Genomic DNA, 23,559 nt, shown 5'->3' with positions numbered 1-23,559 from the left:
ACTTCATGCCGGACGGTGATTGTTGAGCCCCGGGGATGCTGGTCCCCGGTTTCATTCATGCTGCAGTGCGCCGTTGCCAAGTTACCGTGGAAACAAGGGCTTTTGGCCGCTGCGCCAACGCAACAGATGAAGCCGCTGAACAAGCGTCCTTCTACGAGTTGGTCGCGATGCCGGCATGTTATCGAGCGCTAGCTCGCGTCAGCTTCGGCGTTAGCGCACCGCCGGCCGTGCAGGGCAACGGGCGAAAGATCAGGCGTCCCCGACGGCGTTTGCGAAGCGTAGGAGATCGTCGCCGGCTATGGGATCGACATCGACCTGAAAGGTGAGCGTAATGCCGGCAACGGTGGCGGCGAACCCCTGAACCCCAACGATCTCGACCAGCTCGGCCTCACTGAAGAAGGCTCTTGCATCCTCGAGTGCCTTGTCATTCGGGTAGGTCCGTTGGACGAGGGACGTGACCAACCGAAGCAGCGCCGCTTCGCGATCGTCGAACAGGTCGGTGGGACATCGATCAGCGCTCGGCTTGCCGCCGCCAAACAGATTTCCGGGCTTTCCCCAACCGCGCAACGCTTCTCGTTGTGCTTCGGTGATACCGAGCACCTCCGAAATGCCTTCATGCTGCGCCACGACATACGGTGCTTTCAGCATATAGCCGGTCTGGAGGATCACGAGCTCACGGTCTCGGGCCGGAAGGGCCAGCACGTTCATTTGCGCGCCCGCCAGCCTGATAAAGGCCTCTGCCCAATCGGGCGAATGAAACAGGACTCGAAGCAGATTGGCGACCTGCGGCGATCCAAGCCGCTCCACATAGACGCTATCATCCACAAAGCCGATCAGTGCCACGACATTAGACTCCTCTGTACGCTACTGAGGTCACCGCGCCTGGGCGGTGTCACAGAGACTTGCGGTAAATCTGGTAGGTCTTGTTCACGCGGCCCTCGATCGCCTCGGCGATCGAGAGCATTCCCTGATTGTCCTCAAGGATCCAGCCGATCTCGGCGCGCCAGGCCCCGTAGTTCGCGACGGCTGCGCGACGGATATATTCAATCATCATGAAAGCGAGCTGGCTCGCCATGCGCGACGCCTGCAGTTCCTTGACGACGCCCATCAGGGGGACGCGCATCGTTTCCGCCTTGGGCGCGCGCAGCCACCAGAGGAGCTTTGCCCAGTTGAAGGGCAGGAGGTTGCCGTTGAACGGCTTGATCACCTCGTTGAGATCGGGGAGCGTGATCATGAACGCGACGGGCTTTCCGTCCAGCTCGGCGATGCGGATCAGGTCGTTGAAGACGATCGGCTTGAGCTTCACGCCGACGTCGCGGATCTCCGGCGGCGTAAGGGGAATGAAACCCCAATTGTCCGACCAGGCATCGTTGAGAATTTCGAGGATGATCGCCGCTTCCTCGTCGAAACGGCGCTTGTCGACCTTGCGGATCCTGATGCGCGGATTGGCCTCGCCGGATTTGACGATCCGTTGCACGATCTTCGGGAATTCGCGGGTGATATCGAGATCAAAGGTCAGCAGTTGCTTGGCCTTGTGGTATCCGGCTCGCTCGATCCAGCCACGATAGTCCGGCCGGGCGTGTCCCATCATGATGGTCGGCGAGTGATCGAAACCCTGGGTCAGCAGGCCCGGCTCCTCCCAGATCGACATGCTGATCGGGCCGAGCGCTTGCTTCATTCCCTGGCTACGCAGCCAGGCTTCCGCGTCGGCCAGCAGGGCTCGGAATATCTCTTCACGCTCCGCCTCCATCAGGCCCCATTGGCCAACGCCAGGGCCGAAGCCCTGTTCGGCCGGCATCGTCAGTCCGAGTGTGTCGATATGTGCGGCAATGCGGCCGACCACCCGGCCGTCCTCATGCGCGAGGAAGAGCTGCGCCTTGGCATGAGAGAACCAGCCGTTCTTCTCGGGCGTAATCAACCCGAGCGCCTCGCCCTTCAGCGGCGGAACCCAAGCGTGGTCGTCCTTGTACAGGTCAAACGGAAAGTCGATGAAAGTCTTTCGTTCATTCTTAGTAACGACCGGAGTGATAAGGATGCTCTTCAAGTCACTCTTCCCAAGAGATTGAAATATGCATTCGATGCAAAACAATGGATGACTTGCGGGGGATGCAAGTCTCCACTATACTTTCGAATGACCATCTTCATGGTCTCCGTTCGCACTTCATCTAATGGATGGTTTCGATTTATCTACGACGAGCGGGTTACAGGTGTAGCAATTTCTGAAGTGATATTGCGTGAGCAGCCGTTAGGTCCGGAAGAGGCCAGGACGGGGAATGAGATGCGACCGACCATCATCGACGTGGACCGGCTCATCGGCTTTGCGGCGCGATGGAGGTCGGATGGCCGTTGTGAATCGGTCGACGCTTCACGGGCATGGCCGATTGGTCGGGGTGTTCGATCACGGCGGCTAACAGGAAATGTCAGGGTCGCACTAGGTCCTATTCTGGATCGATCGTTCAACTATGGCATTGTGTGGCGATGGTCCGGATGTGGACGCGTAGCGAGGAGTTTTCCGGTGGCAATGATCGATGCGGCAGAATTCACGACTGAAGTGAAGGCCGCGCGGATTCTGATTGTCGACGATGATCCTGCGATGCAGCGGATGATTGTCGGTTATCTAACCGATCACAATCTCAGAGCATCGGCGGTAAGCGGTCGGAAGGGACTGATGCACGCGCTCGCCGTGCGCGAGCCCGACCTTGTCATCCTTGATCTCCATCTGGGCGAGGATGACGGGCTTGAAATCCTGCGGGAGCTGCGCGGCAAAAGCGTCGTTCCCGTCATCCTGATCACCGGCAATCGGCTGGAGGAAATCGATCGGGTCGTGGGTCTAGAGCTGGGGGCGGACGATTATTTGACGAAGCCGTTCGGAATGCGCGAACTGCTCGCGCGCGTTCGGGCGACGCTGCGGCGCCGCACGATGGACCGCCTGAGTCCCGCGAAGCAGCGCGAGGCAACGTTTCGATTTGCCGACTGGTCTTTTGATCAGCGGCAGCGGGAACTGACATCGCCGGCGGGGGAGACGGTGCCGCTGACCAAGGGCGAATACGCTTTGCTGAGCGCGTTCGTGCATGCGCCCCGGCGGACGTTGTCACGCGAGCATTTGCTGCAGGCGACACGCGTTCATGAGAACGTGTTCGATCGCAGCATCGACGTTCAGATCCTGCGCTTGCGCCGCAAGCTTGAGGACGATCCGCGCGCTCCCCGGTTCATCCGTACGGAACGGGGGATCGGCTACAAATTCGATGTCGGCGTGGAGGTCGTGTGAGACCCGCTACGCTCGCCTTTGCCCTATCGCTCATCATACTGGGATTTAGCGTGCTGAGAGCGGAACTACGCGCAGAGGAACCCTCGCGCGCGCCGCTAATGCCGCTTCCGATCGGTCGATCCGAGGCTACGGCCAAGGCCATGCTGGGGCGAGATCTGTTTTACGATCGCCGCCTGTCACGGTCGATGACGCTGAGCTGCCAGTCCTGTCATGACCTGTCGACCAACGGCGCAAGCTCGGTCGCGGCGGACCGCAGCGACGCGGGCCGGCGCTTGGCCTACAACACGCCGACCGTCTTCAACACCGCGTACAGCTTCCGGCTTGGTTGGGAAGGCAAGACTCGCAGTCTTCGTGATTTTGCGATGGGGACGCTCGGGACCGATCACCTGATGGGCGGGAATGGCCTGGCCGCGCGGCGCCTCGCGGCAGACCCCAGGATGACGTCTCGCTTCCGGGCCGTCTATGGTGGGGTGCCGAGCGAGGACCGGATCGCCGACGCCTTGTCCGTCTTCATGGCGACGCTGGTGACGCCCGATGCGCCGTTCGATCGGTGGCTTCGGGGCGACAGGACGGCGCTCACGAAGCAGCAGGTGCGCGGTTATGACCGCTTTCAACAGCTGGGGTGCGCAAGCTGCCACCAGGGTATCAATGTCGGCGCCAATATCTTTCAGCGCCGGGGCATCTTCCACCCATTGGGAGACCCGAACCCGCGATATTTGCGGGTCCCGAGCCTGCGCAACGTGGCAACGACGGCGCCGTATTTTCATGACGGCAGCGTCGGCACGTTGCCGGACGCCATTCGGCGTATGGCGCGCGCGCAACTCGATCTGACGATCGGGGATCGGGACCTCGCCGATGTGACGGCGTTCCTCGGATCCCTGACCGGCACCTATCAAGGTCATACGGTGCGCGCCGCGCCAGATTGGAAGAAATGATCTGGTTGCCGGGTCTGCGCATCGCGACCGCGATCCTGTTCGTGACGAGCATCGCGCTTGGCGTCGTCACGCTGCGGGCGATGAATGACAGCCGACGGTGGGTCAATGCCGCGAGCAATTCCATCATGGATTACGCGCTGGCAGAGCGCACGCTGCAGCTCGATTTGCTCAACGCCCGCGCCGGATTGCTGCGCAACTACGATCCGGTGAATGCGGATCTCGCCGCGGGGCAGGAGAATCTCGCCGACCTCGAAAACCTGCAGATGCAGCCGGCGGCGAGGCGCATTCTTGGCAGGCTGATCGCGACAGATCGATATCAGGAGGGGTTGGTAGAACAGTTCAAGAGCGCAAATGCGCTTCTGCAGAACTCCCTCGCGCGCTTCAGGGCCAATGGCGCGTCGGAGCTCGGCGCCCATAACGTTCTTTCAGCAAGAATCCTGGCGCTGACGCTCGATACGAGCCCCCAGACGGTCAAGGAGGCGCGCGAAGCGCTCGCCCGCATGCCCGCCGCGGCCGAGGGAACATCCGGTTCGCAATTCCTCGCGCACGCTCGTCTGCTGGTCTCCGTGCTGCCCGAGATCGACGACCATCTGCGTGCGATCCGTGCCCTGAAAACCGAAGGCCGCATCGATCAGCTGCAAACGGTTCTCTCGGTGGAATCGCGGCAACGCGCGACATTGGTCTGCAATCTCCAGGTTTCCCTCGTCGGTACGATCCTGCTCCTGATCGTCTCGGCTGTGTCTCTGGTGCTTGTACAGCGCGCGCGGACACGCGAACTCGAGGCGCAAGCCGCTAACGAGCGGCTCAGCGGGGCGATCGCCACGCCGCTGATCGGCACCGGGGAGGCGACGTACCGAGCTCAGGTTCAGGACGCGGTGCGCATGCTCGCCCTGCATATCGAAGCGAAGCAGCTTCAGCTCGTCATTCCCGGCATGGCGCACTTTGCGCCATTTTCGTGGCCCGACGAGACTCTCGATCCAAGCTGGCTGGCAAGATTCATGGACGCGGCCGACGGTGACAACGCATGGTCGGGCTGTCGCGTTATTGCTTCGCGCGGCAAGGGTGTCGCCCACCCTGCGCTCGACCGGGCGATGCGGGACGCTGACATCAGGGATCTCGTCTTGCTGCGAACCGATCGGCCTTTCGGGGTGGTGGTCGGTTTCGAGCCGGCCAGCCTCGCAGTCGCTCAGCGGCGCGATTATGTCGCCGGCCTCGGCTCCGCGATAGTGACAATTGCTCATGGGGCTCGCCGCGAGGCCTTGCTACTCGAGCGCGATCGCCTGGAGCGGACACTCGCGCGCGCGCGGCGGATGGAGACGATAGGCGCCATGGCGAGCGGTGTTGCGCACAATTTCAACAATATCATCGGAGCCATTGGGGGCTTTGCCGAGATGGGCCAGGAGCGGACTCGACCCGGTTCCGCCTCGCGCAACAGTTTTGACGAAATCCGCGCTGCGGTCATCCGCGCGCGCGATCTTGTCGATGATATCCTGGGGTTCGCGCGGCGTGGTCGATCGCTCAAGCGGCCGATCAATCTGTTGAACGTGCTGACGCAGGCGGTTCGGCTGTTGTCGGCTTCTGCGCGCGACGAGAAGGCCTTCGACCTGGTGTCATCGGAAATGGCCTATCCGGTTCTTGGGGCGACCAGCGACCTCCAGCAGGCGATCATCAATATCTGCAACAACGCGCTGTTCGTGAGCGATGATCGGCCGGTCACGATTTCGCTGATCCGCCGGCAGGTGCCGATGGACATGGAGCTTAGTCACGGCAGCCTCGAGGCGGGTAGTTATGTTGTCGTAACGGTCACGGACAGCGGCCCCGGCGTCCCGGCCGGTGCTTTTCCTCGCCTGTTCGAACCGTTTTTCACGACCAAGCATGGCGGAACAGGGCTTGGCTTATCGACCGCCTGGGAGATCGTGCAGGATCATGGCGGGACCATCGACGTGGGGATCGGACCGGACGGCGGAGGGCGGTTTTCGATCTGGCTTCCGGAAATAGAAGACGGCGGTGCGGTCAATCCGATTGGCGACGGCAACCGCATCCTGTTGATCACCGAGCCTGAAGGCCTTGCCGAGCACGAAGATTTGCTTGCGGAGCTTGGCTACGAGCCCATCGGGCTCGCCCTGCCAGTAGAGCGAGAGGCCCTTCAGGATGTCGTATCGACGTGTGACGCAGTCCTGATGGCGGCTTCGCGCTTCGCACTGGTTGAGACTGCGGTCGCCTCCATCGTGCCGCAGCTCAAGGGAAGGGTCCTATTGGCAGCGTTGCCGGACTGGCCTGGATCGGAGCGCCCGGGTCCCCTGCTTCTTCTGAAGCACCCGATCCAGGTAGAGCAAGTTTCATATGCCCTGGCGGAGGCAATCGCTGCCCATTCTCGCGAACTGGCGGTCTGAGCAGCCGCTGTTCGCTTCGGTTGCGTAACGTCTCACGGTATCTCTCACGCCGCTGTCACCGCCTAACCCGCGCTAATGCAGGGCTCGCTTATCCTGGCCTCTCACGATTGAGGAAAGGAAAGACGATGACCGAAGCTCCAGAACGAGGTTCCGATTGCCCCTTTTCGCAGCTGACAACGGCATTTGGGGTGCCGGTGGTCGATAACGAGAACAGCATGACGGCGGGTCCGCGCGGGCCCCTCCTGATGCAGGACGTATGGCTGATCGAGAAGCTCGCCAATCTCAACCGCGAGATTATCCCGGAACGCCGGATGCACGCGAAGGGCTCCGGTGCGTTTGGAACCTTCACCGTCACGAACGATATCACGCGGTACACACGGGCCGCGATCTTCGGCGAACTGGGCAAGCAGACCGACATGTTCGCCCGCTTCACGACGGTGGCAGGAGAGCGCGGCGCCGCTGACGCCGAGCGTGACATTCGCGGATTCGCGCTCAAATTCTACACCGAGGAAGGCAATTGGGACATGGTCGGCAACAATACGCCGGTCTTCTTCGTCCGCGATCCTCGCAAGTTCGCCGACCTCAACAAGGCGGTGAAGCGCGATCCCCGCACCAACATGCGCTCAGCGACCAACAATTGGGACTTCTGGACGCTGTTGCCCGAGGCGCTACACCAGGTGACGATCGTCATGTCGGAAAGGGGCATTCCGAGCAGCTATCGGCACATGCACGGCTTCGGCAGCCATACATACAGCTTCTATAATGCGGCCGGCGAACGGTTCTGGGTGAAGTTCCATTTCCGTACCCAGCAAGGCATCGAGAACCTCAGCAATGCCGCGGCGGACGCGATCATCGCGGGCGATCGCGAGAGCCATCACCGCGATCTTTACGGAGCGATCGAGCGGGGCGATTATCCGCGCTGGAAGATGTTCATCCAGGTGATGCCGGAGCAGGAAGCGGAAACCTATCGCTTCCACCCGTTCGATCTCACCAAGGTCTGGTACAAGGAAGATTACCCGCTGATCGAGGTCGGCGAGTTCGAATTGAATCGCAACCCCGACAATTTCTTCCAGGACGTCGAGCAAAGCGCGTTCGCGCCGTCCAATCTCGTGCCGGGGATCGGGGTGTCGCCGGACAAGATGCTGCAGGCACGGCTGTTCGCCTATAGCGACGCGCAGCGCTACCGGCTCGGCGTCAATCATCACCAGATCCCGGTCAATGCGGCTCGGTGCCCGGTCTCGTCAAACCATCGCGACGGCCAGGGCCGGGTCGACGGCAATTATGGCGGTACCCCGCACTATCATCCCAACAGTTTGGGCCAGTGGCAGGACCAGCCGCGGTTCCGCGAACCGCCGTTGCGGATCTCGGGCGAGGCCGCCTTCTGGAATTTTCGCAACGACGACGACGACTATTTCACGCAGCCCCGCCGGCTGTTTGGTCTGATGAGCGCCGAGCAGCAACAGGTCCTGTTCGAGAATACGGCCGCAGCGCTGGGCGATGCGCCAGCGTTCATCAAAGAGCGCCACATCCAAAACTGCGCGCGCTGCGACCCGGCCTATGGCGCGGGTGTCGCGAGGGCACTCGGTCTCGAGCCCTGAAGAGCGGCACTCCAGAACGATAACGACCATTGGCTCGACGCTCCCGTTTCAAAGGCGAGCTTCGAGCGTGGCGCGTCAATCTGCCCGGCAAAGACCTTAGAGACTGATGCCCCACTGCTTCAGCACTGCCGCGTTGTCGGCATCGACTCTGTTGAAATAGGCGAGCGCCTGCTGGGTCGTCATCGAGTCCGCCCAGTTGTTGCTGAACCGGTCGGTATTGCCATAATGCTGCGAGAACATCGGCCCGGACTTCTCCTCGTTCGTATCGATAAAGCCATCCTTGTTGCGATCGTACGCATCGAAGGTCTGGTCGAGCGAGGGCGCCGCGCTGAAATCGGCGGGCGTTATGCTTGCCTGCGTGGTGCCCGGTAGCGTGGGCATTTTGAACTCCTGGCGGGATACCTTGCCGTCGCCGTCCCGATCTTTGTTCTGTGGCGTGAAGGTATAGCCCGCAGCCGCGAAGCGCGAGCTAACCGACTGGTTTTGCGCAGAATCAAGTCCGATAGTCATAAGTACCTCCTGTGGCGGAAGTAGCGCGAAGTTAGTTAAAGAACGATTATTCCAAAACCCGAAAGTTACGACTGAAACGCGTTCAACGTTGCGGCATCGAGCGATGCTGACATGGTTGCGGCCATCAAGGAGCATAGGAGCCGGCGCGTTTTGGCAACCGGCGCCTTTTACGTTTCGTGCGTCAGACGGGAGTGTGTGGTGACCGATCTCAGCCCGGCGAAGATCATGCAATTGGGGACGGGCTTTTTTGGCTCGCGCGTGCTTTTGAGCGCTGTCGAACTGGACGTGTTCTCCAGCCTTGCGGAGTGCCCGCTCTCCCTGACCGATCTGCAGCATCGCCTGGGCTTGCATCCCCGTTCAGCGGCAGATTTTCTCGACGCGCTTGTATCGCTCGGATTGCTCGACCGACAGGGCGACGGACCCGGGGCCGTTTACGCAAATACTGCGGAATCAGCTCTGTTCCTCGTCTCCAGCAGCCCGGAATTCAGGGGCGGCATCCTCAAGATGGCGGGCCGGCGCCTGTACCGCGACTGGGCCGCGCTCACCGAGAAACTGAGAAACGGCAACATGGGTTCGGATGGGGCGTCGGACGCCTTTGCGAAGCTTTATGCGGACCTGGAAGGTCAGCAGGAATTCATGGACGCCATGCGGTCGGTCCAGCGTCGGAACTTCGAGCTGTTCGCCGATCGGTTTGACTTCAGCCCCTACCGATCCGTGTGCGACGTTGGCGGCGCGGATGCCTCCCTCTCGATCGCGATCGCACGCCGGTGGCCGCATTTGCGCTGTACGAGCTTCGACCTTCCGGCGGTCACAGAGATCGCGACGAAGAGAATTGCGGCAGAGAATTGCTCCGATCGCGTGAGGGCGGTTGCCGGCGACTTCAGCCGGCAGGCGCTGCCAGTTGCCGAGGTGATCCTGATGGGCAACGTGCTGCACGACTGGGATTTCGAGACCAAGCTGTCGTTGATCGGGAAGGCATTCGAGGCCCTCCCCGACGCGGGCGCGCTCGTCGTCATCGAAGATGTCATCGATGATGCCCGCCGCGAGAACGCGCAGGGCCTGCTCATGTCGCTCAACATGCTCATCGAAACTCCGGGCGGGTACAACTTCTCGTTCGCCCAGTTCACAAACTGGACCCTCGGTGCAGGGTTTGCGCGGACGGAGCGCATCGAGCTTGAGGGGAGTTCGGCTGCGCTGATCGCGTATCGTTGATTGCGAGCGGCCTGGTGTCGTTGCCTTATCGCCAACGTAGCGCGCCATGCGTGCGCGGGGTGGTCGATCAGGACTGGGCCGAGAGTCCCATTGCTAGACCGACACGCCGCCATCGACGCGCAGATTGGCGCCGGTCACATAACCTGCCTCCTCGCCACAAAGAAAGGCGACCATATGGGCGACCTCGGAGGCTTCGCCGAACCGACCTAGCGGGGTCTGGCTGCGGGCGCGCTCAAACTCTCCGCCCAGCGTGTAGCGCAGCAACTCGGTCTCGACCCGGCCGGGCTGCACATTGTTGATGGTAATCTGGCGGCTCGCAAGTTCGCGCGCCAGCCCTCTGGTCAACCCCGCTACCGCGCTCTTGGTCATGACGTACGCAGAATTCCCGCGATAGGGCATATAGTCGCTGCTGATGCTGCCGATATTGATGATCCGGCCGCCGGCGCGAATGTATGTCAACGCCTCCTTGATGGCGAGGAATACGCCTTTGACGTTCACCGCCAGCATGTCGTCGAGCAGTTCTTCCGACATCTCCTCGATGTGCGCAACGCGGGAAATTCCGGCGTTGTTGATCAATATGTCTAGGCCGCCCCATTCTGCGGCAATCGCGGTAAACCCGCTTCTGATCTGCTCGGAAGATCCCGTGTTGAGAGCGATGGTCGCGGCTTTCAGGCCCTTATCGCGGAGCGCGGCGGCGAGGTCCTCCGCTTCCTTGTGTGACGCGTTGTAGCCGATCACGACGCTTGCGCCCTGCAGCGCGAGTTCCGTCGCAATTGCCGCACCGATGCCGCGACCACCGCCGGTCACCAGGGCCACTTTTCCAGCCAGGCGCTCGATCGGATCGACGGCTTTCACCTGGATTTCCAACATGAGACGGTCCTTCGCTTGCAGAGGGTTTCAGAGGATTGGGAGCTGACGCCTTGCGCCGCGGCGCAGGCGACCTGCGTAGGGGCCGTCGTCGGCGCCTGCTCAGACGGCTTCCTTCAACCGGGCGTAGGTCTGGCGGTACTTTTTCGGACCGACGACAGGGAGGAGGAGGTTCCTGAGCGTGGCAGGAAGCTTCGCGGCCTTTGACATGGCATCGGTCTGATGCTGCACATGCGCGACACGAGCGCGCCGCATCGCTTCATAGCCGGCGAGCGCTGCAGGGATATCGGAGGTCTGTTCAAGGCAGCGTCCCAGCACGATAGCGTCTTCCAGACCAAGGGCGACACCCTCGGCCCAGACGGGTGCCGTCGCGTGCGCTGCATCTCCGATAAGAACCGCCCGCTGTGTGTGCCATCGATCCATACGGACCTCTTCGAGAGGCGAATGGTAGAGCCTGGTCGGACGGGCTGCCACATGGGCGATCGTGTCCCGGACCCGGCGGGGAAATAGGAAGGACATTTCGATTAGCGCGCTTATGCTGCTTTGGGTGCCTCCTCGTGATTTGGTGATTGCCGCCCAACCATAGACCTCGCCGTCCGATACCGGCATCAGCAGGATCATGCCTTCGGCACTGGCCCAGACCGTCCAGCAATCTATGCCGGGATTAGGGGCCATGAAGCGCCAGCTATCTTCGGCAAGGAGGGCGTGTCCGGCTCCGGCTGCAGCCCCGAAGACTTCGCGACGCACTGTCGAACGCACCCCGTCCGCGCCAACGATGAGAGCACCGTTGACGATCCTTCCGTCGCTGAGCTTCAGCGCGCCGCCGGTGGCGGACATGGCGAGAGATCGAGATTCAACTCCATGCCAATGGCGATCTTGAGGGAGATCGTCTGCCAGCATGGCGAGGAGTTCGGCACGCCGCACGCTGCGCGGCCGGTTGGCCGCGCCCCAGAATGCATCCTCGTCGATCTCGAAGAGGAGCTTGTCCCTGGCAGTTCGGTACTGCCGGCGGCGGATCGGGTGGCCGATCGCCTCGATTCTGTTCCGCAGGCCCAGCGTTGCCAGTGCCTGGATCGCGTTGCCCGGGAGATTGACCGCCAGCCCGCCGTCGGCGGACATTCTGCGGCGCTCGAACAGACTATAGGGAATGTCGAGGCCTTGCAGCCGGCGCGCGAGGGCGAGCCCAGCGACGCCTCCGCCGACAATCACGACTTGGTCCGGAAATGGCTTCGACAAGATGCGACCCCTGGCTAAAAACGCTCGATTGACAACGGCCTAGCGGCAGGGTGGCGTCGCATGAACAAATAGCGCGTTACAGCTGTCATATATAGAAAGTTGCCATTGCCAGCGCGCCGCCAGTCTCGGCATTATGTTCGCGCCATGCCACAGATTTCTTCCCCCAATGCTGCCCGGATACTTCTTGCCAGTTTCGTAGGAACGAGCATTGAGTTCTATGATTTCTATATTTATGCAACGGCTGCGAGCCTTGTGTTCGGCGGTATTTTCTTTCCGTCGACTTCATCGAGCGTTCAACAGATCGCATCGTTCGCCACAATTGCCGTAGCCTTCGTTGCCCGCCCTTTTGGCGCGGCGATTTTCGGGCACTTCGGAGATCGACTGGGCCGCAAGTCCACCTTGGTGGCATCGCTCCTGACGATGGGACTTTCCACGACGTTCATCGCCTTTCTGCCCAGCTTTGCCCAAGCTGGCATCTGGGCACCGCTGGCGCTGTGTGTTCTTCGTTTCGGTCAGGGATTGGGGCTGGGCGGAGAATGGGGAGGTGCGGCTCTCCTCGCGGTTGAGAGTGCGCCGCCGGGCTGGCGCGCGCGTTACGGCATGTTCCCGCAGCTTGGTGCGCCGGCTGGCCTCCTTGCGGCGAATGGAACCTTCCTCCTCCTGGGAGGGTGGTTGAACCATGACGCATTCCTGGCCTGGGGCTGGAGGATTCCTTTCGCACTCAGTGCGCTTCTCGTGATCCTAGGCTTGTGGGTTCGGCTGAAGCTCGTGGAGACGCCTGCCTTCACTCGGTCACTCAAGAGGAATGGCAGGGCCGGGATCCCGTTGGCGGAAGTCGTATCGCGGCACTGGCGGCCACTCATCACCGGGACGTTGGGCACGATTGGTTGTTTTGTCCTGTTTTACGTCGCCACGGCCTTCACGCTCAGTTACGCGACCAAATCCCTGGGGTATCCGATGCAGCGGCTGCTCGGCGTCCAACTCTTGGCCGTCCCCTTCCTCGCGGCCGGTATCATCGTTGCGGCATGGCTGGCGGACCGGGGACTGGCCGAGCGTCGCATGCTTGCCTGGGGAAGCGGCGGGGTCATTGTCGCCGGCGCTCTGATGGCGCCGATGATGGAAAGCGGGTCGCTGCCGCTCATACTGGCGTATCTCTGCCTCGCACTTTTCCTGATGGGCATGGTCTACGGGCCGCTGAGCGGCTGGCTGCCGACGCTGTTCCCCGCTTTTGTGCGCTATACCGGTGTATCGCTCGCCTTCAACATCGCAGGCGTGCTGGGCGGGGGCCTGACGCCGATCGTGGCGACGGCATTGTCGACGCATGGCGGCCTGATGCTCGTCGGGCTCTATGGTAGTGCGGCAGCGCTGCTGAGCCTGATCGCGCTGATCACCGCCAGGGATCAGCCACTTGGCGATGTGCCGCTTTCAGTTGGTTGAGGGTCTTTCTCGCGGCGCAGATCGGGCTGAGGCGGTCGGGTTCCGACCGCCTCGGGGCGCTCGATGCTCCAGCGCCTTGGGATGTAGGGCGGCCAAGCGAACGCAAGGGATCTCGCCGGGCAGCGGAGCTCTGCGCCCGCTGCTCGGCTGGATCGGACGAGCCACGCTTACAAAGAGAACAGGCCGACCCGGGAAGTGGTCTGTAGCCCAATCCGCTCGTAAACCGGGCGCCCGGCGTCGGTCGCCTGAAGCGTTACCCGGGTCAGGCCGGTAGCCTTGCCCGCCTCATAGATTGCCTTGCGCGTTACGGCCTCGCCGAAGCCGAGCCGTTGATATGCGGGATCCGCTGCGACGAGCACCACGAAGAGCCGTCCTTCCACCGGGTAACAGCCGGCGCAGCATACCGGCAGATCTTTGAAATAGCCGATATAGGCGTGGATGATTTCCCGCCACAGCCGGGATCCGTGAAGCGCCTCCTGAGCGGTCGGTACATCGAGATCGTAGGCCCTGGCATTCAGGCTGGCATAGATGTCCAAATGTTCCTGAGTCCGCACCCGCTCGAAGCGCAGCTGGGGGTGCGATGGTTCGGGAAATGGAAGAACGTCGCCCGCCATGCCGTGACAGGTCGTGCCCCTGGTCAGGCCGGCAGCCACCGCAAGCGCGTCGAGTTGCTCTCGAGTCTGGTCAGACAGCAGTTCCTCGAAAATCCAGAGGAAGCCGAAATGCTCATTATCGCGCATGAAGGACGCGGAATGTTCGAAACGCTCCTTCAGCGCGGTGACGCCGACCTCGCTGTCCGAAAAAGTCAGCGCATTGTAGAAGCCGAAATTGGTATTGGCCCAGATGTGCGTTACAGGCTCACCGCGCCTTACGGCGCTCCCATAGTCTTCGACCAGAGCACTCCACATGCCGATAAGCTGGCGTGCGGATTCCTCCGCACCTTCTCGCGAAACCGTCATATCATTCTTCCTAAAAAGTCGCCTCAGGGATTGCCGGCGCGCATGCTGGTCCGACATCGACCGACAAGTCGCGCTTCTTTTCGACACCGCGGCGTGACTGGAAGCGTGATGGTCGAACCGTGATTGATGAGGCGATCTACCGTCCGACTTGGACGACGCGGTCGCCTCCCGTCTTGACCGAGCGAATATGATTGATGGCATCTTCGACCGTCAGGATCCGCTCGGCCACCTGGTCGGGGATCTCGATCCGGAACTCTTCTTCGAAAGCCATGACAAGCTCGACGACGTCGAGACTGTCCGCGTCGAGGTCATCGATGAAGCTGGAGTGGTCCAATACCTTCTCCGGCTCAACATCGAGATGCAGGGCGACGACGCTGCGTACGCGATTCGCGAAATCATCGTTCATTTCAAAGTCCTTCGTCATCGAGCAGCGCGGACCAGCAGGTGACCATTGCTTTGCTCAGGTAATTCGGCGGCATGACCGCCGCTGCTCCGCGCCGCTATTTCTGGGATGTCCATGTGACCGCCGTACGCTTCTTGTTAGCGGCGGTGCTCGGGGGCACCGTCGCTGCGGGGGACTGACGGCCAAATAGCGGGAGGGTGCGTGCTGATCACTGCGAACGTGCAGCACCGGTTCCCGATCAGGCGCGGCTGAGATTTTGTCTTTATGGCCACGCGTTGATTGATTGAGTTTGGAACGCTGATGGACACGGGTGTGACAATCGGTCGAGCTCGATTGCGCCAACAAGCGTTCCGGTCATGAAGCCTTTCTATGCGGGAGTGTTGCGGCGGCGATCTTGTTGCAGCTGTCCGCTCTCGCTGCCTTATCGATCTAGCTTCGCACTCAAAGCGGCGCGACGCCTGACGCCTTACAAATGAAACAGCGCGCGAGCGGCGAGCCGCCGCACGCGGGACGCCCTGAGGTTTCAACCGAAACCCAACAACCCATTGTCTCGCAAATTCAGTAACTTGGTGAATGGATGAGGCTCCTCGCCCCGAAAGGAGAGGGCGTTAAAAAGGAGCAGATTCATGACGTTGTTTTTCGCATTGCTGGTGGCCGGTGCACCGCTCGCGTCGCCAGTCGGTGTCGCCGCCTCATCGCCGAGTGCCGACTATCCGCAGGGCACGGAGGTGATCTCGACCGACGATCTTGATTTGACCGAGCCAGCGGATCGCAAGCGGCTTGACCGGCGGATCGCGTGGGCTGCCACCAAGATCTGTCGTGACTTGTCAGCGACCGGTACCTTGCTCGAACAATCCCAATGTAGCTCGCGTGCAATCTCGAACGTGAGCGCCCAGCGCGCGGCGCTGATCGCGCGCGCCTTCTATACCAAGACGCGGGAGCTGAATGGCGGCGGGATCGCCAGCGGCTTTACGGGCTTGCCCGCAGCCGACAGCGCGGAATTCCGATAAATCGTCCGATATCAAGGCGTTAAGACTGGCTGATGAGTGCGTCGATCAGGTGGTTCGCCGCAACCTGATCGACGCGCTTGCGTCAGATTGCCGCGAATATGACATAACCTAACGCGATCAAGCTTACGGTCTTTCGTAAAAGCCTGACTCGAACGGCACTATAGGGGCGGCAGGACGGTGAAGGGACCTTCATGGTATAGCGGGCTTGACGCCAATGGCAGGCGCGCCGTGTGGAGCGCGTATGGCGGGTTTACGCTCGATGCCATGGGTGTCCAACTCTATGCGTTCATCCTGCCTACGCTGCTTGGTTTGTGGGGGTTGTCAGGATCGCGGGCCAGCACGCTTGCGGCGGCGGCCCTCCTTGCCGGTGCCGTGGGCGGGTGGGCTGCCGGTTCATTGTCGGACAGGATCGGGCGGGTGCGGATCCTCCGGGTCACGATAGCGTGGCTTGCTGTCTCGACCGCCTTTTGCGGGCTCGCCAACTCCTACAACGAATTCCTGATCGCGCGGATCATCCAGGGCGTCGGCTTCGGCGCAGAGTGGGCCGTAGGAGCAGTATTTCTCGGGGAGGTTGCGGCGCCTGCCGCGCGCGGCCGCACGATCGGCGCGGTTCAGAGCGCCTGGGCGACAGGGTGGCTGTTCGCGGCGGCAACCACCTCTCTGGCTCTCTGGCTATTGCCAGCAAATCTCGGGTGGCGGGCTGTGTTCTTCATTGGCCTTCTGCCTGCAATCTGGATTTTCTGCCTGCGGATGCGCCTGCACGAAGCTGTTGATCATGGCCGCTCGGCGCGGGTTGCGAGTTGGCATGGAATATTCGCTCGCCCGATGATCGGGCGAACCGTGCGAGGTACGCTGCTCGCCACCGGGACGCATGGCGGGTACTGGGCCTTGGCGACTTGGTGGCCGGCCATGCTTCGTATCGAGCGAAAGATGTCACTCGGTCAAAGCACGGTCTATTTTGCAGCGCTCGTGGGTGGCTCTTTCGTCGGCTACTATCTCTCCGGTTGGGTGAGCGATCGATATGGCAGGCGAGTCACGCTCGCTACCTTCGCGTCGGGCGGTGTGGCGACGGTTTTGGCTACGACGCTTCTGCCGCTTTCGCCTGTAGCGTTTCTGATCCTGAGCGCATGCCTTGGCCTGTTTGCACTTGGAATCTACAGTTCGGTAGGCGCGGTCCTGATAGAACTTTTCCCACGACAGCTAAGCGGTTCGGGCCTGGGCTTCTGCTATAATTTGGGGCGTGGTCTGGCCGGCGTCGGGCCCCTGGCGGTCGGAAGCAGCATCGGGTCGATGGGCATTGCGCATTCGATCGGACTCTATGTCACCGTCGCCTATGCCCTTGTCCTGCTTGCGACCGTCCTGCTTCCGGAGACGCGCGGAAGCGAATTGGGGACGATGGCAGCACCGGGGTAAAGTAACATCGTCTGCCCCGATTTCCGGCTAGGGTGTTCAATAGCCGAGTTCGGTGAGTGTGGGATGGTCTGAGGGACGTGCGCCCGCGGACCAGCGCAGCGCGCGTTCATGCTCCTGGATCGGGTGCTCATTGGCCGCGGTCAGCCGTCGCTTTACCAGCCCAGCATCGTCGAGCTCGATTTCCTCACTCCCGTAGGTCCGAAACCAGGTTCCGCTATCGTCATGAAATTCGGCGGCGAACCGGAGGGAGAGGCGACGGTCGCTCTTCGCCCAGGGTTCGTAGATGATCCGATAGTCGAGCTCGCGCCGGGCGGAGCGCTCGATGAACGCCCTGATCTGCTCGCGACCCCAAAGGAAATGCACGCGGTTGCGCCAGAGGCAATCGATCGCATTGCTGAGCACGATCGCGTTGATATCGCGAATATTCCACGCGCGCTCGGCCTCACGGACAAACTGCTGCGTCGCCATATCGAATCGAGGCATCTGCGCTTCCATTTTGACCGGACCGAATGGCTCCGACTCGTATCCGACTTCGGAATCGGTCCGATGAGAGCACTTTTCCCCATAGATACCGCCGGATACGCGCAGGCCAGTTAGTCTCTGTTAGTTCCTCAGAGTGATGGCGTGGATGAAGCGGGAGTGGTCCCGATCGCTGGGAAGAGTCTCCCGTCTCACAGGACATCATAGCGATTAACGGGCGTCGGCCGCGCAATGAGCGTATTCAATGGCACACCCAAGCCGTCTGAGAAGGATTTGCTGATGACGAGGCCACCACTCGAGACGATCGGAACGGATCGCCGTACGTTCATGTGTGGGGCGGTCGGTACCGCAGCCACCCTGCTCGGTGCAGCAGCGCACGCGCAAGTGGCGCCGGGCGTGCGGCCCCGCGTGCTGCCGCCGGCGACGCGCTTCGATGCGGTGAAACAGGTCGATGCCGGGGACCTCAATATCGGTTATGTCGATCTGGGGCCGCGCACTGGACGACCGGTCCTGCTTCTCCATGGCTGGCCTTATGACATCCATGCCTTTGCGGAAGTCGGGCTATTGCTCGCCGCCCAGGGGTATCGCGTCCTCGTCCCCCATTTGCGCGGGTACGGGACGACCGTCCTTCGTTCCAGCGAAGCTGTGCGCAACGGGCAACAGGCTGCCTTGGCGGCGGATGGCATCGCCTTCATGGATGCCCTCGGCATCAAGCAGGCGATTGTGGCGGGCTTCGACTGGGGCGCCCGCACCGCCGACATCATGGCGGTACTCTGGCCTCAGCGCTGCACCGCGTTAGTGTCGGTCAGCGGCTATCTGATCGGCAGCCAGGCCGCCAACGCGAAGCCATTGCCACCTAAGGCCGAGCTACAATGGTGGTATCAATTCTACTTCGCCACCGAGCGCGGCCGAGCGGGCTACGCAGCGAACACCGATGCCTTCAATCGACTGATCTGGGAGACGGCGTCACCCAAATGGCAATTTGACGATGCGACGTACAATCGGTCGGCCGCTTCGTTCGTCAATCCGGACCATGTCGCGATCGTGATCCACAACTACCGCTGGCGCCTTGGTCTGGTGGACGGCGAGAAAAAATACGACGATGTCGAGGCCAGGCTCGCCGCCGGGCCGCCCGTGAAGGTGCCGTCGATTACCATGGAGGGCGATGCGAACGGTGCGCCGCACCCGCCGGCGGAGGCATATCGCAGCAAATTTGCCGGGCCCTATGAGCATCGCCTGATTTCGGGTGGGATCGGTCACAACCTTCCGCAAGAGGCGCCCCAGGCATTCGCGAAAGCAGTGCTCGACGTGGCGCGGCTCGGGTGAAGTTCTTGCGCGTGACCCCGCACCTGCGGTCGGTAGGCTTCGGGTTCAGCGTCGCTCTCTTTGCTTCGGTCGCGCTGTTCAAGGTCGCGGCCGAAGCCAGGGATCAAGCTCGGCCGTCCGCAGCATCTCCGGTCTACGGGGTCACGCTGCCGGCGGGCTATCGCGACTGGAAGCTTATCACGGTCGCGCATGAGGCAGGGAAGAACAACGACATCCGCGCCGTTCTGGGAAACGACATCGCGATAAAGGCTTTCCGGAGTGGAAAGCGGCCATTTCCCGATGGCACCGTCATCGTCCGTCTGGCGTGGCGGTACAAATCGTCCGCCAGGAACGATGCGGTGTTTCCCGCGCCGCAGTCCTTCGTTGCCGGCGAGCCGACCAATGTTCAGGTCAGCGTGAAGGATTCGAAGCGCTACGCTGACAGTGGCGGATGGGGCTACGGCCAGTTCGAGCAAGGCCTGCCGAACCACGACGAAGCGTTGGTACGCACGTGCTTTGCGTGTCACGCAAAGCTCGACAAGGCGGACGACTTCGTGTTCGCGCCCTATTCACGATAGGCTTGCGCCCATGCTCGATCTGTGCGGGGAGCCGAGCGGCACCGATCCGTAAGCGCTGGGCTAGAGTGCGGCGAGCCAGTCGCGGAACATGGCCTGGCCCTGGTACCGCAGCGCTGTCCCATAAGCCTGCGCATCGGATCGAAGGCGGCACGGATCGACGCCGGCTGATGCCAGCTCGGCCGCGTGCCCGACCAACCATCGCTCGAACCCGGTCGTCGCATCAACTTCCGGATGGAACTGAAGACCGAGTACATGGCTCTCGATCGCAAACGCCTGATGCGGGCAGATCTCGGTCGCCGCGAGTAACGTGGCGCCTTCTGGAATTTCGAACATGTCGCCATGCCAGTGCAGCACAGGCACAGCTGCAAGATGACGCAAAGGGCTTACCTGACCAGCCTCGGACAGCGTGATCGGTGCGAAGCCGATTTCCTTCCGGCCAGTCGCGGCGACGCGCGCGCCAAGTGCCGATGCGATGATCTGGGCGCCAAGGCAAATGCCCAGGATCGGCGCCTTGGATGCGAGCCGCTTTCCGACGAGCGCGAGCTCATCTGCAAGAAATGGGTATTCGGGACTTTCGTAGACGCCGATCGGCCCGCCGAGCGCAATGAGCAATGATGCGTCGAGCAACGCTTCGGGGTGCCAGGCATCGGTGCCGACATCGTGATAGCGGATGTCATAGCCAGCTTCGCGCAGTGGCAGTTCAAAGCTGCCGAGATCTTCAAAGGCGACATGGCGCAGCGCGGCGGCGGTCTTCATCGCGATCCCCAATGAAATTCGAGCTTTTCTAGATAGGGGCCCACGATCGGCGACGCGATAGCGAGGCCGATCGTGGGCGTGTGCGCCGGCACACTGAGGGGGGGGGCGGGGGGTGCCGGCGCTACACCTTATCGGGCTGTTGCCCGTCCGATCAGGCTCGCCATGGTCGTCGCATGGGCGCGGACTGTCGGAACCTCGTTTTCGCCGGCATAAAGTTCATGCCGGCCTCCTTTCGAATAGCCGCTCAGACCAGCGTCACGACGGCGTCGATATTGCCCTTGATCGCCTTCGAGTACGGGCAGGTCCGGTGCGCCGCCTCGATAATCTCGCGGGCCTTGTCGGGATCGACGCCCGGAACGCTGACTTTCAGCCGGGCGGCCAGATTGAAGCCGTCATCACCCAGACGCAGGTCGATCTCTGCGTCGATCGCGAGGTCCGTAGGCAAGGTCACGCCCTTGGACTTTGCGGCGATCGCCATCGCGCCCTGGAAGCAGGCGGACCAACCGGCGGCGAAGAGCTGCTCGGGGTTCGTCCCCTCGCCGACCGCGCCGGGGCTGGTCAGCTTGACGTCGAGCCGGCCATCCGAGCTCTTGGCGGCACCGTCGCGGCCTCCGGTGACGTGGACGTTGGCGGTGTACAGGGTCTTGGTATCGGACATCGAATTCTTCCTTCTGTGAATTGGGAGAGGTCAGAGCAGTCAGCGCAGCGAACGGAAGGCTGCGCGCACCTCTTCAGCGAATATCTGGGGCTGCTCCCAGGCGGCGAAATGGCCACCATTCGAGGCCTCGTTGAAGTAGAAGAGGTTCTTGTAGCAGCGTTCGGCCCAGCTCTTGGGAGCCCGGAAAATCTCCCCCGGGAAGACGCTGACGGCGACCGGCATGTCGATGATGCCGCGCGCATTGAAGTTGTTGCTGTGATCTTCCCAGTAGATGCGCGCCGCAGAAGCGCCGGTGCCGGTGAGCCAATAGAGCGAGATGTCGTCGAGTATCTCGTCGCGTGTCAGGACGCGCTCGGGATCGCCGTTGCCGTAAACCCATTGCGAGATCTTCTCGTACATCCAGGCGGCCATGCCGACGGGCGAATCGACCAGGGAATAGCCGATCGTCTGCGGCCGCGTGTTCATCATGGCCGCGTAGCCGGCGTTGTCACGGTAGAAGGCTTTGAGCTGGTCGAAGGCCCCGCGCTCCTTGCTCGACAAGGTGGCAGGAGCCGGATCGCCGGCGGCCAGAATCTTCGCGATATCCGCCGGTACGACGGCCGGCATGTTGAGGTGGATGCCCAGCAGACCGGGGACGTGTTGCAGAGCCATACGCTGCGAGATCACCGAGCCGCAGTCGCCACCCTGGCTGACAAAGCGATCGTAACCCAGACGCCGCATCAGCACGGACCAGGCGCGACCGATATGGTCCGAGCCCCAGCCGACCTTGGTGGGCTTCGCCGAGAAGCCGAAGCCCGGAATTGACGGGATGACGACGTGAAAGGCGTCTTCGGCCTTGCCGCCATGCGCGGTCGGGTTGGTGAGCGGCTCGATCACCTTCAGGAATTCCAGGATCGAGCCCGGCCAGCCGTGAGTCAGGATCATCGGCATCGCATTTTCGTGCCGTGACCGGACGTGGATGAAGTGGATGTCGAGCCCGTCGATCTCGGTCATGAACATCGGCAGCGTGTTGAGCTTGGCTTCTACCTTTCGCCAGTCATAGCCATCGGCCCAGTAGCGCATCAGCCGCTCGAGGGTCTGGCGACGAACGCCCTGGCTATCGTCGGTGGCCGGCTCGGTATCGGCCCAGCGCGTGGCGGCGATCCGCCGCTTCATCGCGAGAATGTCGCTCGCCGGAATAGCGACCTTGAAAGGGCGAATGGCACTGCCGGTGCCCTGCGCAAGCGCGATCGACGGAACGGCACCGGCGGCGCCGGCCAAGGCGGTTCCGACCACAAACTGGCGTCGCGACACCGCAAGAAACTTCGGCACTTCTTGTCTCCTCATACCCCGACCTGGACTGGTCGCGGCAAGATAGAGGAACCGGAGCGATGCGCCCGTTATGTCAGGTGATAGTCTGTTAGGGCGCGCAATCCCTCTCGGAGGGCTGCCATGCGCGGCGTCGCGCGAGACACGCTGACGCCCGTGGCCAGAAGCGGTCCTTTCAGGAACTAACGAGCGTCATCGACGGCTAACGTGCGGCGCCTGGAGCCGTCACTAAATCTCCAGCGAAAGATCAATGCGGATTGGTCGCAGCTCGAGGTTCACAATGATAAGCACCCGCTCGATTGGTTTTATTGCCGCCGCCCTCGTCGCGGCAGGCACCACCACCGCTGTTTGCTTCGGCGACGCGCTGAGTGTGGCTGCGAAATCCGCCACATCGGAACCCGAAGCGATCGCATCCGCGCCCTTTGGCGCCTCCACGAGGCCTGTAGACGTGCTCCAGAACGCAAAGCCCTGGCTTACCGCCCTTCCAAACGGCCCGGAATCGCTTCGCGGCAAGGTCGTGATTGTCAACTTCTGGACTTACTCCTGCATCAACTCCCTTCGCGCGCTGCCCTATCTGCGCGCGTGGAGCGCGCGCTACGCCAGCAAGGGGCTCGTCGTCGTAGGCGTGCACGCGCCGGAGTTCGAGTTCGAGAAAAATGCGGCGAATGTCCGCCTTGCGAGCAAAAACCTCGGCGTTGCGTATCCCAATGTTCAGGACAATGATTTCGCGATCTGGCGCAACTTCAACAATGAGGGTTGGCCGGGATTCTATTTCATCGACGCGAAGGGGCGAATCCGCGGGTACCGCGTCGGGGAGGGCAATTATGCCGAATCCGAGCAACTTCTTCGCAAACTGCTGGCCGAGGCGGGGCATGATCCGGCCGACATCCCGGTAGCGCCGATCCCGGCGAAGGGCATCGAAGTGCAGGCCGACTGGCGCAATCTGGGCTCGCCCGAGGCCTATCTGGGCTATGCCAAGGCTACGAGTTTCATGTCTCCCGGCGGCATCAGGCGTGACGAAGCCAGTCGATACTCGGCGGCTTCGCAATTGGCGCGCAACCAATGGGATCTCGGCGGCACGTGGACAGTCGGTCGCGAGTTTGCGACCCTTGACGGAAACGCGGGCACTATCCGATTTCGTTTTCGCGTATAGCGCGACGATCTGGGTGAGAGGTCAGCGACTATCAGGATGAGAACAGATTGTCGCGGCGGGTTCATGGTGCCGGGTTAGAT

At 62.0% G+C, this 23,559-nt stretch carries 22 protein-coding genes; 11 read left to right on the top strand and 11 right to left on the bottom strand.

The window, feature by feature from the left end; genetic code table 11:
* Positions 1 to 249 precede the first annotated feature (249 nt).
* Positions 250 to 843, bottom strand: a complete 594-nt coding sequence (locus tag K7W03_RS02430; protein ID WP_222885466.1) for a carboxymuconolactone decarboxylase family protein — start codon at positions 841 to 843, stop codon at positions 250 to 252.
* Between the two features lie 49 nt (positions 844 to 892).
* Complete coding sequence (locus K7W03_RS02425) at positions 893 to 2,044, bottom strand: N-acetyltransferase (protein ID WP_222885465.1); 1,152 nt, start codon at positions 2,042 to 2,044, stop codon at positions 893 to 895.
* A gap of 477 nt (positions 2,045 to 2,521) precedes the next feature.
* Here K7W03_RS02425 and K7W03_RS02420 point away from each other — a divergent pair, with 477 nt between their 5' ends.
* From K7W03_RS02420 to K7W03_RS02405, 4 genes are all read left to right on the top strand, one after another.
* Positions 2,522 to 3,268: a response regulator gene (locus tag K7W03_RS02420; RefSeq protein ID WP_222885518.1), complete on the top strand. Its 747-nt coding sequence runs from the start codon at positions 2,522 to 2,524 to the stop codon at positions 3,266 to 3,268.
* Between the two features lie 140 nt (positions 3,269 to 3,408).
* A complete protein-coding gene (locus K7W03_RS02415) occupies positions 3,409 to 4,203 on the top strand; it encodes a cytochrome-c peroxidase (RefSeq protein WP_264319014.1) in 795 nt (264 codons plus the stop codon).
* Positions 4,200 to 6,596: a DAHL domain-containing protein gene (locus K7W03_RS02410; RefSeq protein ID WP_222885463.1), complete on the top strand. Its 2,397-nt coding sequence runs from the start codon at positions 4,200 to 4,202 to the stop codon at positions 6,594 to 6,596. Before K7W03_RS02415 ends, K7W03_RS02410 begins: the two co-directional genes overlap by 4 nt.
* 125 nt (positions 6,597 to 6,721) lie before the next feature.
* Complete coding sequence (locus K7W03_RS02405; protein ID WP_222885462.1) at positions 6,722 to 8,194, top strand: catalase; 1,473 nt, start codon at positions 6,722 to 6,724, stop codon at positions 8,192 to 8,194.
* A gap of 96 nt (positions 8,195 to 8,290) precedes the next feature.
* On the opposite strand, the gene K7W03_RS02400 is transcribed toward K7W03_RS02405, so the two are convergent.
* Positions 8,291 to 8,704, bottom strand: a complete 414-nt coding sequence (locus K7W03_RS02400; RefSeq protein ID WP_222885461.1) for a hypothetical protein — start codon at positions 8,702 to 8,704, stop codon at positions 8,291 to 8,293.
* Between the two features lie 198 nt (positions 8,705 to 8,902).
* Here K7W03_RS02400 and K7W03_RS02395 point away from each other — a divergent pair, with 198 nt between their 5' ends.
* Positions 8,903 to 9,916, top strand: coding sequence for a methyltransferase (locus tag K7W03_RS02395; RefSeq protein WP_222885460.1), 1,014 nt, complete (start codon positions 8,903 to 8,905; stop codon positions 9,914 to 9,916).
* Between the two features lie 93 nt (positions 9,917 to 10,009).
* Here the strand turns inward: K7W03_RS02395 and K7W03_RS02390 are convergent, their stop codons facing one another.
* Both K7W03_RS02390 and K7W03_RS02385 read right to left on the bottom strand, forming a co-directional pair.
* The gene (locus K7W03_RS02390) at positions 10,010 to 10,786 is read right to left on the bottom strand and encodes an SDR family NAD(P)-dependent oxidoreductase (RefSeq protein WP_222885459.1); all 777 of its coding nucleotides are present in this window, start codon (positions 10,784 to 10,786) and stop codon (positions 10,010 to 10,012) included.
* Positions 10,787 to 10,885: 99 nt separating this feature from the next.
* Positions 10,886 to 12,019 carry an FAD-dependent oxidoreductase gene (locus tag K7W03_RS02385; RefSeq protein ID WP_222885458.1) on the bottom strand — a complete coding sequence of 378 codons (1,134 nt, stop codon included), beginning with the start codon at positions 12,017 to 12,019 and terminating at the stop codon, positions 10,886 to 10,888.
* A gap of 144 nt (positions 12,020 to 12,163) precedes the next feature.
* Between K7W03_RS02385 and K7W03_RS02380 the strand changes: the two genes are divergently transcribed.
* Complete coding sequence (locus tag K7W03_RS02380; protein WP_222885457.1) at positions 12,164 to 13,456, top strand: MFS transporter; 1,293 nt, start codon at positions 12,164 to 12,166, stop codon at positions 13,454 to 13,456.
* 167 nt (positions 13,457 to 13,623) lie between these two features.
* Here K7W03_RS02380 and K7W03_RS02375 read toward each other — a convergent pair whose 3' ends face one another.
* Both K7W03_RS02375 and K7W03_RS02370 read right to left on the bottom strand, forming a co-directional pair.
* Positions 13,624 to 14,415, bottom strand: coding sequence for a GNAT family N-acetyltransferase (locus K7W03_RS02375; RefSeq protein ID WP_222885456.1), 792 nt, complete (start codon positions 14,413 to 14,415; stop codon positions 13,624 to 13,626).
* A gap of 136 nt (positions 14,416 to 14,551) precedes the next feature.
* On the bottom strand, positions 14,552 to 14,821 hold the full coding sequence (locus tag K7W03_RS02370) for an acyl carrier protein (protein ID WP_222885455.1): 270 nt from the start codon (positions 14,819 to 14,821) through the stop codon (positions 14,552 to 14,554).
* A gap of 623 nt (positions 14,822 to 15,444) precedes the next feature.
* Between K7W03_RS02370 and K7W03_RS02365 the strand changes: the two genes are divergently transcribed.
* Both K7W03_RS02365 and K7W03_RS02360 read left to right on the top strand, forming a co-directional pair.
* A complete protein-coding gene (locus K7W03_RS02365) occupies positions 15,445 to 15,828 on the top strand; it encodes a UrcA family protein (protein WP_222885454.1) in 384 nt (127 codons plus the stop codon).
* A gap of 228 nt (positions 15,829 to 16,056) precedes the next feature.
* The gene (locus K7W03_RS02360) at positions 16,057 to 17,241 is read left to right on the top strand and encodes an MFS transporter (protein ID WP_222885453.1); all 1,185 of its coding nucleotides are present in this window, start codon (positions 16,057 to 16,059) and stop codon (positions 17,239 to 17,241) included.
* Between the two features lie 36 nt (positions 17,242 to 17,277).
* Here K7W03_RS02360 and K7W03_RS02355 read toward each other — a convergent pair whose 3' ends face one another.
* Positions 17,278 to 17,736, bottom strand: coding sequence for a DUF1348 family protein (locus K7W03_RS02355; protein ID WP_222885452.1), 459 nt, complete (start codon positions 17,734 to 17,736; stop codon positions 17,278 to 17,280).
* A 264-nt stretch (positions 17,737 to 18,000) separates the two neighbouring features.
* On the opposite strand from K7W03_RS02355, the gene K7W03_RS02350 reads away from it, so the two are divergent.
* Together K7W03_RS02350 and K7W03_RS02345 are read left to right on the top strand one after the other, a co-directional pair.
* A complete protein-coding gene (locus K7W03_RS02350) occupies positions 18,001 to 19,047 on the top strand; it encodes an alpha/beta fold hydrolase (RefSeq protein ID WP_413469302.1) in 1,047 nt (348 codons plus the stop codon).
* Positions 19,044 to 19,604, top strand: a complete 561-nt coding sequence (locus tag K7W03_RS02345) for a cytochrome P460 family protein (RefSeq protein WP_319024283.1) — start codon at positions 19,044 to 19,046, stop codon at positions 19,602 to 19,604. The genes K7W03_RS02350 and K7W03_RS02345 overlap by 4 nt, the downstream gene beginning before the upstream one ends.
* 60 nt (positions 19,605 to 19,664) lie before the next feature.
* Here the strand turns inward: K7W03_RS02345 and K7W03_RS02340 are convergent, their stop codons facing one another.
* The 3 genes from K7W03_RS02340 to K7W03_RS02330 form a co-directional block, all read right to left on the bottom strand.
* Complete coding sequence (locus K7W03_RS02340) at positions 19,665 to 20,360, bottom strand: glutamine amidotransferase (RefSeq protein WP_222885451.1); 696 nt, start codon at positions 20,358 to 20,360, stop codon at positions 19,665 to 19,667.
* Positions 20,361 to 20,604: 244 nt separating this feature from the next.
* The gene (locus K7W03_RS02335) at positions 20,605 to 21,018 is read right to left on the bottom strand and encodes an organic hydroperoxide resistance protein (RefSeq protein ID WP_222885450.1); all 414 of its coding nucleotides are present in this window, start codon (positions 21,016 to 21,018) and stop codon (positions 20,605 to 20,607) included.
* A gap of 39 nt (positions 21,019 to 21,057) precedes the next feature.
* Positions 21,058 to 22,344 carry an epoxide hydrolase gene (locus K7W03_RS02330; protein WP_226869639.1) on the bottom strand — a complete coding sequence of 429 codons (1,287 nt, stop codon included), beginning with the start codon at positions 22,342 to 22,344 and terminating at the stop codon, positions 21,058 to 21,060.
* A 262-nt stretch (positions 22,345 to 22,606) separates the two neighbouring features.
* On the opposite strand from K7W03_RS02330, the gene K7W03_RS02325 reads away from it, so the two are divergent.
* Entirely contained in the window at positions 22,607 to 23,479 is an 873-nt protein-coding gene (locus K7W03_RS02325; RefSeq protein WP_222885448.1) for a thioredoxin-like domain-containing protein, read from the top strand.
* Positions 23,480 to 23,559 lie beyond the last annotated feature (80 nt).

It is taken from the genome of Sphingobium sp. PNB (assembly GCF_019873065.1).
Classification (GTDB): Bacteria; Pseudomonadota; Alphaproteobacteria; order Sphingomonadales; family Sphingomonadaceae; genus Sphingobium; species Sphingobium fuliginis.
The sequence above is the reverse complement of the archived record's forward strand: the minus strand, read 5'-3'. Positions and strand labels throughout refer to the sequence as shown.